Genomic DNA, 17571 nt, shown 5'->3' with positions numbered 1-17571 from the left:
GGTGCCGTCATCGCTGTCGGCTGCCGCCGGCGACAGGTCAGCGCCGGTGTCGTCGAGGATCGTCACCGTCGGCGACACCAACTCTGGGGTGCCGCTGCCACCCGTCACGTCGACTTGGTAGGTCGCGCCCGCCGCCACAGTGAGCACGAACCAGTCGACGTCGGCTGCGGTGCCGATGGACTCGGCATTGGACGCCGCAAGCGTGACCGAGCACTCGGTGGTGTCGTCAGCGGCGCACTCGACATCAGTCACGGTCACCGTGATGGCTTGTGCGGCGCTCTTGGCGCGGGCGCCGGCGCCGGAAGTGGCCGTGACCTTCACCTCATAGCTGGACTTGGTCTCGAAGTCGAGCACGACTCCGGAGGCCAGTGTCAGCGCACCGGAGTTCGCGTCAATCTCGAATGAGGCGTAGTCGGCGCCGCCGCCGGTTGCATTTTGCGCAATGGAGAATTCGACGGTCTGGTCAGACACGTCGGTGTCGCTGGCGTTGACGGTCTGCGACAGCGTGGCGCCCTCGGCCACCGACAGCGTCCGAGCGCCGCCCTCGTCGAAGCTTGGCGGCGCGTTGAGTACGACCACATCGACGGTGTAGGTGCCGATTGCGTCGTCGCCGTTCTCAGCCACCTGAATGAAGTACGTGTTGTCGGCTTCGGGAGTGAACTTCACCCTGACGTTGCGCGGACCCGACACCCAGAGGTCTTCGACGGGCGATCCGCCCACGACGACCGCGCTCCCGTCGGCTTTGAGCAGACGCAGCGCAGGCTCGGCAAGCTCGTCGTTGCCGACGCCACCTACGACGCGCAAGCGGTACTCGGTGTCTGCGACGAACTGCACCCCGTAGGCGTCGCGGTCCGGCGTGGTCGTATCGATGTTGATGCGGCCGGACTCTTCGCCGCCCACCGCGACCGTGCACAGCGAGGCCGTCGTCGCGGAGCAGTCGTCGGCATGCGCGGTGATGGTCGGATTGTTGAGCGAGTCGCCGGCGGCCGACAGCGCCACCACTGTGATCGTGTACTGCGCGCCGCTCGACAAGTTCGTCTGCAGGTATTGGGTGCTGGTCGTCACACCGGTCGTATCGGCGCCGTTCGTGTCGGTGAAGGTGTAGCGATAGCCGGTGACGGTGGCGTCGTCGATGTTGGCAGGCGTCGTCCAGCCGATCCTGATCGCATTGGTGAATTCAGCGATCACCTGGAGCGACTGCGGTGCGTCAGGCCGATCGGTGCTCACGTCGATGACCGTGACAGTGACATCGGCGGACGTAGTCATCACCCGGTCGCCCGTGCCGCTGGTGACCGAGACCTGCACCTCATAGACGTTGTCGGGCGGGGTGCTGGCGTCCTGGGGATCCTCGAAATCGGGTGCGAACGCTGTGCCGTTGCGTTCCATCGACAGCACGCCCGAGCTGCTGATCGTGAACAGCGCCATGTCCGTGCCGCCCATGACCGAGTAGCCGGTGATGGAATCCTCGCTGTCGTCGTCGGTCGCGACGATCTGCACGTTCAACAAGTCGTTCTCGTCCAGATCGAGGCTGAGGTCGCTGTTGGTGATGCTCGGCGCGTTGTTGGCAACGAAAATCGCCGCTTCGACGGTGTAGGTGCCGACAGCGTCGTCGCCATCCTCGGAAACTTCGATGTAGTAGTTCCCAGCGGTGCTCGGTGTGAACGTGACTTCGGCGATCCCGTTGCTGTCAGAGTCGCTATTGGACACTGCGACGCCTGCAACGGCTGCCGCATCGCCGTCGGCGTCGTACAGCGTCACCACCGGATCGACCAGCGTGCCGCCGTCGGGAGTGGCGTCGCTGCCTCGGACCGCGAAGCGGTACTCCGTGTCGGCGACGAGCGACACCTCGAACCAGTCCGCGTCCGCATCGAACTCGATGTCACCTGTGGCATCGCTGCCCAGGGTCACCGAGCACGTCGTGTCCTCGTCGGCGGCGCAGTCGTCCTCGGCTCTGATCTCGACGGTGTAGGTGCCAAGAATGTTGCCGCGCAACGCAGACGCGACGATGTACACGATTCCCGACGTGCTTGGCGTGTAGCTCAGCTGGGCGTTCGCCCCCTCGCCGCTGTCTTCGTCGTTCTGCTGGGGGATCCCGCCGCCGGTGGCGTTCTTCAGCGCCAGATGGGGGTCGTCCAAAGTGCCGCCGTAGGCGTTCGTCTCATCGCCCTTGATGTCGATGACGTAGGTGACCCCGCTCTCGAGCGTCACGGAGAACCAGTCGGTGTCGTTGTTGTTTGCCCGCTGGCTGAGGCGGCCCTGCGTGGCGCCTCCCACAAGCACGGTGCAGGTCGTGGACGTGGCAGCGCCGCAGTCGTCGGACCAATCGCTCACCGCCGAAGTCCATGCGCCGTCGCCCTCTGCATTGCTGGCGCGCACCTGCGCCTGGTACTCGGTGCCCGCAGCCAGCGAAGTCGCTTCGCCGGTGAGCCCGCTGACGGTCCCGGCGGTCCACGCGGTGTCGCCCATGCGCCGGTACTGCAGCGTGTAGCTCACTGGATCGGGTCCGGTGTTGTCGGGCGCAGCCCAGCTGAACTCGATCGAGCCGAGTGCGGTGTTGGTCACATTCAGCGTGGTCGGCACGCCCGGCGCCTCGCCGTCGACGTCGGTGACGGTGACGGTGATGTGTGCCGTCCCGGTGCGTCGTCGCACACCAGTGCCGCTGGTGACCTCGACATCGACTTCGTACACGTTGTCGCCGATTGCCGAGCCGATCGGTGTGTCGCCGGGACGCTCGAAGTCAGGCAGGTACGCCGCCCCGTCTGAGACCATCGACAGTACGCCGGCAGTGGTGACAGCGAAGAAGCGTTGGTCGTAGCCGCCCGCGATGCGGAAGCCGGTGATCGAGTCTTCGGTGTCGGCGTCGGCCGCGGTGAGCTGCAGGCTCAGCGCTGCGTTCTCCGCAACGGACACATCGAGGCTGGTGTTGGTGATCTGCGGCTGCGCATTGGCCGCCTGCCCGATCGTGAGCGTGTAGGTGCCGATGGCGTCGGCGCCGTCCTCGCTCACCGCTATATAGAACGTGCCGGTCGAGCTGGGCGTGAACATGATCGTGGCGATGCCGTCGGCGTCAGCGTCGGCATCGGTGATCGCGACATCGGAAGCCGTCACCGGATCGCCGTCGGCGTCGAGGAGCGCTACGACGGGATCCGCCAAGGTGCCGCCGCTGGGAGTGGCGTCGGCGCCGGCTGCCTCGATGACGTACGACGTGCCCCCGGTGAGCCTCGTGGAGAACCAGTCGACATCGGTGCCGTTGGTGCCGATGTCCTCGATCTCGGGCACGTCCTGCAGCGGTTCGCACGTGGTGGTGTCATCGGCGGCGCATTCGACGTCGGTGGCGTTGACGGTGATCGTCAGCACCGAGCTCTTGATGCGTGTGCCGCTGCCGGTGGTCGCGGTGATCTTCAGCTCATACGCGGTGCGAGCCTCGAAGTCGAGCTTCGACGTGGAGTTGAGAGTCACGAAGCCGATCGCGTCAATCGTGAACGTGGCGTAGTCGGCGCCGCCATCTGTCGCATTCTGAGCGATCGAGAGCGTTGCGTTGCCGTCTTCGAGATCGGCGTCTTCAGCTTCGACGATGACGGTGAAACTCCGGTTGTCCTCGTCGTAGGTGACCGTTTTGGTGTCGCCGCCAACAAATGCCGGGGGAACGTTGACCGCGGCGATTTTCACTCGATACGCGCCGGTCGCGTCCCCGCCTGACTCGGAGACTGCGATGTAGAAGGTGCCGCTGACGTCGGGCGTGAAGATCAGCTGCGCTTCGTTGTCGGTGCCGCCATTGTCGTCGGTGGCACCGGCGATGGCGGTGCCCCGGTCGTCGTACATCGCAATGTAGGAATCGGCGAGCGCTTGGGAGCCTTGCGGCGAGACGCCGACCACATCGATCTGGTAGTCGGTGTTGGCGACAAGACTGATGCTGAACCAGTCGGTGTCGGCCGTCGTGTCATGGACGTTGATGCGGCCCAGCTTCCCGTTATTGCTGGACAACGAGGCGTTGCACGCGCCGTCGGCCGTTGCATCGCACTCATCGGTGCGAGCCGCAATCGTCGATGACTCCGTTCCCTGGCCTTCCGCATTCGTGGCCACGACGTAAACGCTGATTGTCTTGCCCTTGTTGATGACTGCGTCGTTTGACAGCAGGTGACTCGTGGTACTGGCTGCGACCTGTACGCGGTGCTCGGTGGCGCTGTTGCCGATCGTGTACACGACGTCGTAGGACGTCAGCGGTGGTCCCGTGTTCACGGGCGGGTTCCACTTCACCATGAGCGAGGTGAGGTTCTCCTGGGTGACTTCGACGCCCAACGGCGGGCCTGGCAGCTCGGCCACATTCGAGACGACGATCACGAATGTCGCCGTGGTGCTGAGCACACGATCCGCGGTGCCACTGGTGACCTTGACGACGACTTCGTACTCGTTGTCCGCCGGAGTGCTTGCGTCCTGGGGGTCCTCATAGTCGGGCAGGAATGCGGCTCCGTCTTTGACCATCGACAGCACGCCGGCGGAAGTGATCGAGAACAGCGTCGAGTCGGCGCCGCCGTCGATCGTGTACGCGGTGATCGAGTCCTCGGCGTCGGTGTCCACTGCGACCACTTGCAGGCTCAGCGCAGAATTCTCGTCGAGGCTGACGCTCAGATTCGTGTTGGTGATCTGCGGGAGTGCGTTCTCGGTGGTGTCGGCAACAGAGACCGCCAGCGTGGTCGAGAGGCCCGCGTACTCAGCGTCGTTCGATGTTGCCGACAGCGTCACGGTGACGGTCTCGTCGATGGAGTCGATGTCGGGCAGCGCCGTCGCCGTCACGGTTTGAGCTGTCTGCCAGTTCAGCGCCGTGAACGTGAGCGGCGTCGGTGCGAAGGTCGCTGCGCCGGTGTCATCAGAGGTCACCGCCACCGATACGTCGTCGGTGGGCTGCGACTTCAGCTTCACCGTGAACGTAGCAGTGCTGCCCTCATCGACATCCAGCGTGGTCGCGCTCAACTCGATCCCGGCCGCAGCGGAGTCGTCGACGTTGACGATCACCGTCCCTGACAGCCCGTTGTACTCGGTGTCAGTCGACATTGCTGACAGCGTGACGGTCACGGTTTCATTCACCGCGTCGGTGTCCGACACGCCCGTGATGGTCACGGTCTGGGCCGTTGCCCAGTTCACGGTGGTGAAAGCCAGCGGCGTCGGCGCAGCGGTCGCCGCGGTGGTGTCGCCAGAGGACAGGGCCACCGTCACTGAGTCGTCGGGCTGGGTCGCGAGCTTGACGGTGAACGTCGCTGTGCCTCCCTCTTCGACATTCAGCGTGGTCGCGTTCAACTCGATCCCGGCCAGTGCGGAGTCCTCGACGTTCACGGTGAGGGTCTTGGTGACGCCGTCGTAGTCGACGTCGTTCGATACCACCGACAACGTGAGCGTCACCGTCTCGTCGTAGGCATCGTTGTCGTTGACGGCCCGCACCGACACGGCCTGATACAGGTTCCAGTTAGCGGTTGTGAATGGGAGCGTCGAGGTCGTGACGGTCGCCGCGCCCAAGTCACTCGAGGTGACTGTCACGGTGACTGAAGCAGCCGGCTGGGTCGCCAGCTTCACCGTGAACACGCTGGTGGCGCCCTCTCCGATATCCAGCATCGATGCGCTGAGCACGACGCTGGGGGTGTCGTTGTCGATCACGTTCACCAGCGCGGACGCAGACAAGTCGGTATAGACGGCGTCGCTCGTCAACGGTTCCAGTTGGATCTCAACCGATTCGTCCTTGCCGTCGTCGTCTTCGACGCCCGTCACTGTCACGGTCTGGGGGGTGCTCCAGTCCTGCGTCGAGAAGTTCAGCGTGAATTGATCAGCGGTCGCAATGTCGGAGTCGTCGGATCGCACCAGCAAGATGACTGACGTCGTCGGTTGGGTGGCAAGCCTCACCGTGAAGGTGGCGGTTCCGCCTTCGTCAACGTCCAGCGGGTTGGGGCTCACCACAATCTCAGGATCGGCCGGTGTGTCGTCGTCGGCCACCGTCACGGCCACCGACCCGGCCAGGTTCGCGTAGTCGCCGCCTGATGCCGACAGCGACACGGTCACCGTCTCGTCGTCGGTGTCCACGTCCGACACACCGGTCACGGTCACGGTCTGGGCCGTCGCCCAATCCGTGGTCGTGAACTCCAGCGGCGTCGGCGACACCGTCGCCGCACCCACATCGCCCGAGACCACCGCGACCGACACCGACGCCGAAGGCTGCGACGCCAGCTTCACCGTGAAGGTCGCCGTGCCGTCCTCATCGACGTCCAGCGTGTCCAAGCTCACGACCAGCCCGGCCGTCTCGTCATCGTCGACATCCACAGCGACCTCAGCGGTCTCGCCCCCATAAGCCAGATCCGTCGAGGACGCCGACAGCGACACGGTCACCGACTCGTCCCACGCGTCCAAGTCCGACACACCCGACACCGTCACCGTCTGCGCCGTCGCCCAATCCGTGGTCGTAAATGTCAACGACGAATGCGACACCGTCGCCGCACCCGTGTCGCCCGAGCTGACTGCCACCGACACCGACGCCGAAGGCTGCGACGCCAGCTTCACCGTGAAGGTCGCCGTGCCGTCCTCATCGACGTCCAGCGTGTCCAAGCTCACGACCAGCCCGGCCGTCTCGTCATCGTCGACATCCACAGCGACCTCAGCGGTCTCGCCGGAATAGTCCAGATCCGTCGAGGACGCCGACAACGACACAGCCACCGTCGCATCGTCCGCGTCCGCGTCCGACACACCGGACACCGTCACGGTCTGCGCGATCGCCCAGTTCTGGGTCGTGAACACCAGCGTTGCATGCGACACCGTCGCCGCACCCGTGTCGCCCGAGCTGACTGACACCGACACCGTCGCCGACGGCAGCGACGCCAGCTTCACCGTGAATGAGCCGTTGCCGTCCTCGTCGATCTCCAGGCCCGACACCGACACCACCAGGCCCGCGGTCTCGTCATCGGCCACCGACACCGCGACCGACCCGGTCTCGCCCGAATAATCCAAATCCGCCGAGGACGCCGACAACGACACAGCCACCGTCGCATCGTCCGCGTCCGCGTCCGACACACCGGACACCGTCACGGTCTGCGCGGTGCCCCAATCGGTGGTCGTGAATGTCAACGACGAATGCGACACCGTCGCCGCACCCGTATCGCCCGAGCTAACCGACACCGACACCGTCGCCGACGGCAGCGACGCCAGCTTCACCGTGAACGAGCCGTTGCCGTCCTCGTCGATCTCCAGGCCCGACACCGACACCACCAGGCCCGCGGTCTCGTCATCGGCCACCGACACCGCGACCGATCCGGTCTCGCCCGAATAATCCAAATCCGCCGAGGACGCCGACAACGACACAGCCACCGACTCGTCCCACGCATCCGCATCCGCGACACCCGACACCGTCACCGTCTGCGCGGTGCCCCAATCGGTGGTCGTAAATGTCAACGACGCATCCGACACCGTCGCCGCACCCGTATCGCCCGAACCGACCGACACCGACACCGACGCCGACGGCAGGCTCGCCAGCTTCACCGTGAACGAACCAGAACCGTCCTCATCGATCTGGAGCGTGTCCAAGCTCACCACCAGCCCAGCCGTCTCATCATCGGCCACCGACACCGCGACCGATCCGGTCTCGCCCGAGTAGTCCAAATCCGCCGAGGACGCCGACAGCGACACCGCCACCGACTCGTCCCACGCATCCGCATCCGACACACCCGACACCGACACCGTCTGCGCGGTGCCCCAATCGGTGGTCGTGAATGTCAACGACGAATGCGACACCGTCGCCGCACCCGTATCGCCCGAGCTAACCGACACCGACACCGTCGCCGACGGCAGCGACGCCAGCTTCACCGTGAACGAGCCGTTGCCGTCCTCGTCGATCTCCAGGCCCGACACCGACACCACCAGGCCCACGGTCTCGTCATCGGCCACCTCCACAGCGACCGACCCGGTCTCGCCCTGATAATCAGCATCCACCGACACCGCCGACAACGACACAGCCACCGACTCGTCCCACGCATCCGCATCCGCGACACCCGACACCGTCACCGTCTGGGCGGTGCCCCAATCGGTGGTCGTGAACGTCAACGACGCATCCGACACCGTCGCCGCACCCGTGTCGCCCGAACCGACTGACACCGTCACCGAATGCGACGGCTGGGTCGCCAGCCTCACCGTGAAGGTGCCGCTGCCGTCCTCGGCCACCTCCAGCGCGTCCAAGCTCGACACCGACACCACCACACCCGCGGTCTCGTCATCGGCCACCTCCACAGCGACCGACCCGGTCTCGCCCGAATAATCCAAATCCGCCGAGGACGCCGACAACGACACAGCCACCGACTCGTCCCACGCATCCTCATCCGCGACACCCGACACCGTCACCGTCTGCGCCGTGCCCCAATCGGTGGTCGTGAACGTCAACGACGCATCCGACACCGTCGCCGCACCCACATCGCCCGAGCCGACCGACACCGTCACCGACGCCGACGGCAGCGACGCCAGCTTCACCGTGAACGAGCCGTTGCCGTCCTCATCGATCTGGAGCGTGTCCAAGCTCACCACCAGCCCAGCCGTCTCATCATCGGCCACCGACACCGCGACCGACCCGGTCTCGCCCTGATAATCAGCATCCACCGACACCGCCGACAACGACACAGCCACCGACTCGTCCCACGCGTCCGCATCCGCGACACCCGACACCGACACCGTCTGCGCGGTGCCCCAATCCGCGGTCGTGAACGTCAACGACGCATCCGACACCGTCGCCGCACCCACATCGCCCGAACCGACCGACACCGACACCGACGCCGACGGCAGCGACGCCAGCTTCACCGTGAACAAGCCGTTGCCGTCCTCATCGATCTGGAGCGTGTCCAAGCTCACCACCAGCCCAGCCGTCTCATCATCGGCCACCGACACCGCGACCGACCCGGTCTCGCCCTGATAATCAGCATCCACCGACACCGCCGACAACGACACAGCCACCGACTCGTCCCACGCATCCGCATCCGCGACACCCGACACCGACACCGTCTGCGCGGTGCCCCAATCCGCGGTCGTGAACGTCAACGACGCATCCGACACCGTCGCCGCACCCACATCGCCCGAACCGACTGACACCGTCACCGACGCCGACGGCAGCGACGCCAGCTTCACCGTGAACAAGCCGTTGCCGTCCTCATCGATCTGGAGCGTGTCCAAGCTCACCACCAGCCCAGCCGTCTCATCATCGGCCACCGACACCGCGACCGACCCGACCTCGCCCGAGTAGTCCAAATCCGCCGAGGACGCCGACAGCGACACAGCCACCGACTCGTCCCACGCATCCTCATCCGCGACACCCGACACCGTCACCGTCTGCGCAGTGCCCCAATCGGTGGTCGTGAACGTCAACGACGAATGCGACACCGTCGCCGCACCCACATCGCCCGAGCCGACTGACACCGTCACCGACGCCGACGGCAGCGACGCCAGCCTCACCGTGAACGAACCAGAACCGTCCTCATCGATCTGGAGCGTGTCCAAGCTCACCACCAGCCCAGCCGTCTCGTCATCGGCCACCGACACCGCGACCGACCCGGTCTCGCCCTGATAATCAGCATCCACCGACACCGCCGACAACGACACAGCCACCGACTCGTCCCACGCGTCCTCGTCCGACACACCGGACACCGTCACCGTCTGGGCGGTGCCCCAATTCGTGGTCGTGAACACCAGCGACGAGTCCGACACCGACGCCGCACCCGTGTCGCCCGAACCGACTGACACCGTCACCGAATGCGACGGCTGGGTCGCCAGCCTCACCGTGAACGACGCCGTACCGTCCTCGGCCACCTCCAGCGACGAATCGCTCACCACCAAACCGGCAGTGTCGATGTCGGTCACCGACACCGCCACCGACGCCGTCTTGCCCGAATAGCCCAGATCCGTCGACGTCGACGACAGCGACACGGTCACTGTCTCATTGGACACATCGCTGTCGGCCACACCGGTCACCGTGACCGTCTGCGCCGCCGCCCAGTTCTGGGTCGTGAACGCCAGCGACGCATGCGACACCGTCGCCGCACCCAGATCACCCGATACCACCGACACCGTCACCGAATGCGACGGCTGGGTCGCCAGCCTCACCGTGAACGACGCCGTGCCGTCCTCGGCCACGTCCAGCGACGAATCGCTCACCACCAAACCGGCAGTGTCGATGTCGGCCACCTCTACCGCCACCGAAGCGGTCTCGCCCTGATAATCAGCATCAACCGACACCGCCGACAACGACACGTCAACCGTCTCATCCCACGCATCCGCATCCGCGACACCCGACACCGTCACCGTCCGAGCCGTCGCCCAATCGGTGGTCGTGAACGTCAACGACGAGTCCGACACCGTCGCCTCGGTCACATCAGCCGAGACCACCGACACCGTCACCGAATGCGACGGCTGGGTCGCCAGCCTCACCGTGAAGGTGCCGCTGCCGTCCTCGGCCACCTCCAGCGCGTCCAAGCTCGACACCGACACCACCACACCCGCGGTCTCGTCATCGGCCACCTCCACGGCGACCGATCCGGTCTCGCCCTGATAATCAGCATCAACCGACACCGCCGACAACGACACAGCCACCGACTCGTCCCACGCATCCGCATCCGCGACACCCGACACCGTCACCGTCTGCGCAGTGCCCCAATCGGTGGTCGTGAACGTCAACGACGCATCCGACACCGTCGCCGCACCCACATCGTCCGAGCCGACTGACACCGTCACCGACGCCGACGGCAGCGACGCCAGCTTCACCGTGAACGAGCCGTTGCCGTCCTCATCGATCTGGAGCGTGTCCAAGCTCACCACCAGCCCGGCCGTCTCGTCATCGGCCACCGACACCGCGACCGACCCGGTCTCGCCCTGATAATCAGCATCCACCGACACCGCCGACAACGACACAGCCACCGACTCGTCCCACGCGTCCTCGTCCGACACACCGGACACCGTCACCGTCTGGGCGGTGCCCCAATCGGTGGTCGTGAACACCAGCGACGAGTCCGACACCGACGCCGCACCCGTGTCGCCCGAACCGACTGACACCGTCACCGAATGCGACGGCTGGGTCGCCAGCCTCACCGTGAACGACGCCGTACCGTCCTCGGCCACCTCCAGCGACGAATCGCTCACCACCAAACCGGCAGTGTCGATGTCTGTCACCGACACCGCCACCGAAGCGGTCTCGCCCTGATAATCAGCATCCACCGACACCGCCGACAACGACACGTCAACCGTCTCATCGAGCGCGTCCTCGTCCGCGACACCCGACACCGTCACCGTCCGAGCCGTCGCCCAATCGGTGGTCGTGAACGTCAACGACGCACGCGACACCGACGCCGCACCCGTGTCGTCCGAACTGACTGACACCGTCACCGAATGCGACGGCTGGGTCGCCAGCCTCACCGTGAACGACGCCGTGCCGTCCTCGGCCACGTCCAGCGACGAATCGCTCACCACCAAACCGGCAGTGTCGATGTCGGCCACCTCTACCGCCACCGAAGCGGTCTCGCCCTGATAATCAGCATCAACCGACACCGCCGACAACGACACGTCAACCGTCTCATCCCACGCATCCGCATCCGCGACACCCGACACCGTCACCGTCCGAGCCGTCGCCCAATCGGTGGTCGTGAACGTCAACGACGAGTCCGACACCGTCGCCACCGACACATCATCCGAGACCACCGACACCGACACCGACGCCGACGGCCGGCTCGCCAGCTTCACCGTGAAGGTGCCGCTGCCGTCCTCGGCCACCTCCAGCGCGTCCAAGCTCGACACCGACACCACCACACCCGCGGTCTCGTCATCGGCCACCTCCACGGCGACCGATCCGGTCTCGCCCTGATAATCAGCATCAACCGACACCGCCGACAACGACACAGCCACCGACTCGTCCCACGCATCCGCATCCGCGACACCCGACACCGTCACCGTCTGCGCAGTGCCCCAATCGGTGGTCGTGAACGTCAACGACGAATGCGACACCGTCGCCGCACCCACATCGCCCGAGCCGACCGACACCGACACCGACGCCGACGGCAGCGACGCCAGCCTCACCGTGAACGAACCAGAACCGTCCTCATCGATCTGGAGCGTGTCCAAGCTCACCACCAGCCCAGCCGTCTCGTCATCGGCCACCGACACCGCGACCGACCCGGTCTCGCCCTGATAATCAGCATCAACCGACACCGCCGACAACGACACAGCCACCGACTCGTCCCACGCGTCCTCGTCCGACACACCGGACACCGTCACCGTCTGGGCGGTGCCCCAATCGGTGGTCGTGAACACCAGCGACGAGTCCGACACCGTCGCCGCACCCGTGTCGTCCGAACCGACTGACACCGTCACCGAATGCGACGGCTGGGTCGCCAGCCTCACCGTGAACGACGCCGTGCCGTCCTCGGCCACCTCCAGCGACGAATCGCTCACCACCAAACCGGCAGTGTCGATGTCTGTCACCGACACCGCCACCGACGCCGTCTTGCCCGAATAGCCCAGATCCGTCGACGTCGCCGACAGCGACACGGTCACTGTCTCATTGGACACATCGCTGTCGGCCACACCGGTCACCGTGACCGTCTGCGCCGCCGCCCAGTTCTGGGTCGTGAACGCCAGCGACGCATGCGACACCGTCGCCGCACCCAGATCACCCGATACCACCGACACCGACACCGAATGCGACGGCTGGGTCGCCAGCCTCACCGTGAACGACGCCGTGCCGTCCTCGGCCACGTCCAGCGTCGAATCGCTCACCACCACACCGGCAGTGTCGATGTCTGTCACCGACACCGCCACCGAAGCGGTCTCACCCTGATAATCAGCATCAACCGACACCGCCGACAACGACACGTCAACCGTCTCGTCCCACGCGTCCGCGTCCGCGACACCCGACACCGTCACCGTCTGCGCCGTGCCCCAATCCGCGGTCGTGAACGTCAGCACCGCCGACGGCGTCGCAGACACCGTCGCCTCGGTCACATCAGCCGAGACCACCGACACCGACACCGACACCGACGGCCGGCTCGCCAGCTTCACCGTGAAGGTGCCGCTGCCGTCCTCGTCGATATCCAAGGTGTTCCGACTCACGACCAGCCCAGCCGTCTCGTCATCGGCCACCGACACCGCCACCGAACCGGTCACACCCTCATAGCCCAGATCCGTCGACGTCGCCGACAGCGACACCGCCACCGACACATCGCTGGCATCGTCATCGTCCACACCGGACACCGTCACCGTCTGGGCGGTGCCCCAATCCGTGGTCGAGAACGTCAACGTCGAACGCGACACCGTCGCAATGTCGGTGTCGCCCGAGGTCACCGACACCGACACCGACACCGACGGCCGGCTCGCCAGCTTCACCGTGAAGGTGCCGCTGCCGTCCTCGTCGATATCCAAGGTGTTCCGACTCACGACCAGCCCAGCCGTCTCGTCATCGGCCACCGACACCGCCACCGAACCGGTCACACCCTCATAGCCCAGATCCGTCGACGCCGCTTCCAGCGACACCGCCACCGTCTCATCGAGCGCGTCCTCGTCCGCGACACCCGACACCGTCACCGTCTGTGCCGCCGCCCAATCCGTGGTCGTGAACGTCAGCACCGTCGGCGGCGTCGGTGACACCGTCGCCGCACCGGTGTCACCCGAGGTCACCGACACCGTCACCGACGCGGTGGGCTGTGTCGCCAGCCTCACCGTGAACGTTGCCTGGCCGTTCTCGTCGACATCGAGCGTCGAGCGGCTCACGACCAGCCCCGGTGTGTCGATGTCGGTCACCGACACCGCAACCGATCCGGTCTTGCCCTGATAGAGGGCATCCGAGGACGTCGCGCTCAGCATCACCGACAGCGTCTCGTTGGACACATTGCTGTCCGACACGCCCTCCACCAACACCGTCTTGGGAGTGCTCCAATTGGTGGTCGAGAACGTCAACAGCGTCGGAGACACCGTCGCCGCGCCGGTGTTGCCAGAGACGACCGTGACTGACACCGACGCGGTCGGGCGCGATGCCAGCGCCACCGTGAACGACGCCGAACCGTCTTCGCTGATGTTCAACGACGAATCTGTGAGCACAAAGCCGGCCGTGTCCGAATCGTCCACCGACACAGACACCGTCTTCGACAGACTCGAATAGCTCGAATCGGCCGACGACGACACCGCCACCTCCACCAGCAACGTTTCGTCGACAGCATCGTCATCAGCCACACCCGACACCGTCACGATCTGCGCCGTTTCCCATGTCGTGGTCGTGAACACCAGCGACGAATCCGACACCGTCGCCTCGCTCGGCATGCGGGAAAACACTGCGACGGTCACGGTGCCCGTCGGCTGTGTCGCCAGCTTCACCGTGAACGTGCCCGAACCGTCCTCGCCGATGTCCAGCGACGACTCGCTCACCACCAAGCTCGGCGCATCATCATCGGCCACATCCACCGACACCGACCCGGTCTCGCCCGAGTAGTCAGTGTCCGTTGACGTCGCCGCCAGCGACACTGCCACCCGCGCGTCTGCGGCGTCGGCATCGGCGACACCAGTCACCGTCACCGTCTGGGTCGTGCCCCAGTTCTGCGTCGTGAACACCAGCGGCGTCGGTGACACCGTTGCCACGCCCGTGTCGCCGGAGGTCACTGCCACCGACACGTTCGCCGTCGGCAAGGTCGCCAGCTTCACCGTGAAGGTGCCGTTGCCGTCCTCGCCGATATCCAGCGACGAAACACTCAGCACCAGGCCGGGATCGTCATCATCGGTCACCGACACCGCAACCGATGCGTCCAGATCCTCATAGTCCGTATCGGTCGACGTCGCCTCCAGCAACACCTCGACCGACTCGTCCGACGCGTCCGTATCGGACACACCGCTCACCGTCACCGTCTGGGTCGCAGCCCAGTCCTGGGTCGTGAACTCCAACGACGCATCCGACACCGTCGCCGCACCCACATCATCGGAGGACACCAACACCTCCACCGTCGCCGACGGCTGGGTCGCGAGCCTCACCGTGAACGAGTCAGAGTCGCTCTCGCCGATCTCCAGCGACAGCCTCGACACCACCAGATCGGGATGTATCGGCGTCGTAGCCGTATCGGTGACATAGGCACTGGCGCCTTCGGCGTTGACCGCTGCGACGCGGAATACGTACGCGACGCCCGGGCTCAGTCCTGTGAACGTCTGCCTCAGCGCCGTGCCGACGAATTCGACGCTCCAGTCGGGGCTGTCGACCACGCGGTAGTTGGCCTTGTACGAAATGTCCTGGGGGCCTGTCGTGGTCGAAGCCGCCCAGTTCAGCTCGACAGTCGAGGCGGTCGTCGCCACCGCGTTCAGGTCCAGCGGCGCGGTCGGCGGCTCGAGCAGATCCCGAACGTCGATCTCGATCTCACGCGACACCGACAGCGCCCGGCCACCCGTGCCGCTCGTCAGCTCGAGTGTCACTGAGTGCGTGCCGGCTTCGTGGTCGAGGACATCTACAGAGACGAGACGCCCGTCCGCTGTGACCGAGAACACGCCTGGCGGAACCGAGTCGATCACCACGACCTCGACTGCATCATCCTCGGCATCAGGATCGACCGCGGTGATCGCGACATCGAGACGTGAATTCTCATCGACGCCAACCGGTGAGATCGGATATTCGAGGATCGGCAACTGGTTGCCCTGTCCAGGCGGCAGCGTGGCGGCTGCTGCGGGCGCAACGGCCGGAGCGTCTTGCGTCGGCTCGTCTGACCATGTGCCTTCGCCGACTTCGTTGACAGCGCGAACCCGGAACTCGTATTCGGTGTCAGGTTCAAGGCCGTCCACGAGCACTGCTTGCGAGTTGGGGTCGTCGACATGGCCCCACAGCGTCCAGCCGTCCTGGTCGGCTTCGGTCCCCGCGTTCTTCGCGCCTGGCTCAAACCCAGGAGTGCCTGGTGCCGACCGGGCTCGAGCTTGGGCGGCAGCCGCCTGCCGGTATTCGACGTCGTAGCCGGCGATGGGCGCGCCGCCGTCGTCGGGCGGGTCCCAGTTCACCTCCACGGTGGTGTCGTTCACGGGCTCGGCGCGCACGGCGCGCGTTCGGCCGGGCTGCTTCGCGCACCGTGCCGGCGCCTCGGCAGCGGTGGCTGCCGCGACGACGTACGAGCCTTGGAAGCCGCCCGACGAGGCGACCTTCATGTAATGCCAGCCAGTGGCCTCTGCCCGAAACAGCAGCCACGCGTCATTATTGCGTGCGCGTGCGTCTCCGCCGTCGTCGAGGTCGTGAGCGTCGATGTACTTGCGGTTTGGCTCCTCAGCGACCAAGTCCGCCAGCGTCGCGTCATAGAGCGACGAACCCGAGTCGAAGTGGTCGCGGGAAAGCCCGTTTTTCGAAATGCGGCCCGTTCCCTTGGAGTACGTCCGACCCGCCGCTTCATACGCGCCGTACATCGAGCCGTTTGGATCGACATACATTGCGAGCAGTTCGGGATCGGTGAGCGATCCGACTCCTGCGCCGAAGCCGCGGACCTCGAGCACATAGTCCTCGCCGGCGACCAGTTCCACTCCCACCCAGTCGAGGTCCCAATGCGGCGAGATCTTGGCCCCGTCCTCCGCCTCGAAGCAGTCGCCCACTTCGACAACGGCCGCGGTGGTGAAATCTGCAGCGGGATCATCAGCACGGGGCGACGTGGTGCCCATGGTCAGTCGGTAGGTGAATCGTCCGCGTTGAATGGCTTCCACCCGCACGTAATACGTGCCTGCGGGCAACTCGGCATTCAGCATTTCTTGCGAATTCGCGACGTTCGTACTCGAGGCAAGAACGGTCAATGACGAATCTGCCTCTAGCCGCTCGACGAACAGGTCGGCGTCGGCGGCCATGTTGATCAAGGCGACGGCGACCAAGCGGTCAGTCATCAGCGTGAACGAGTAGTAGTCGATCGCGGCGCCGCCCCCGTTGAGCACGCCGTTCCATCGACCCGTGCGTATCGGGCCGAGCACTCCGAGATCGGTGACGTCGCCGAGATCAACCGCACCACCGGGCAGCGAGTCGTCGTCGTCATGATCCGAGCGGGCCTGAATGGTTTCTTCTGCCGGAGCTTCTTTCAGAGGAGTCTCGGTCTCGGGGGTGTCGCTCCGGCCATTCGGCTCGGGGGCGACCTCGTCAGACCCTCCCAAGAACTCTGTTCCCGGTGGCGCCTCAGTGGCCATCGCGCGCAGCCGATAGGTCATAGGCCCCGAATCGACCGCAGCCACCCGTACGAAGTACGTGCCAGCCACAAGGCCGACGTCGATCGCCTCGGTGGTGTCGCCCGTGTTGACGCTCGACGCCAGCACCGTGCCCAGCGAGTCCTCCAAGTACAGGTCGGCGTCGCTCGACAGCCTCTTGACACGAAGTTTCAGCAACTGCGGTTCGTCAACGGTGAAGCTGAAATAGTCGACAGCGTCGGCGTCGGCGTCGGCGTCGGCGCCGAGGCTGTCATCGACCAACTGGGCCGAGTCCCATGCCGCCGTGATGCCAAGGTCCGTCGCTCCGGAGCTGACACCGTCCTCGTCTACGGCAGCCTGCGCGCCCGCCTCCACCGCAGGCAGCAGCCCGACAATCAA

Annotated in this window: 1 protein-coding gene (running past one end of the window); it reads right to left on the bottom strand. The window is 65.7% G+C overall.

Annotated features, from left to right (window positions below; genetic code table 11):
- Nucleotides 1-17571, bottom strand: partial view of a fibronectin type III domain-containing protein gene (locus tag ACOOHB_RS17790; protein ID WP_420446135.1) — the 5' portion only. 9696 nt of this gene lie to the left of the window's left edge; the window shows 17571 of its 27267 coding nt (coding positions 1-17571); the start codon lies at nt 17569-17571; the stop codon falls past the left edge of the window.

Origin of the sequence: Candidatus Poriferisodalis sp., from assembly GCF_965215815.1 — a bacterium.
GTDB lineage: Bacteria > Actinomycetota > Acidimicrobiia > Acidimicrobiales > Poriferisodalaceae > Poriferisodalis.
This window is presented reverse-complemented; position numbering and strand designations above follow the sequence as displayed.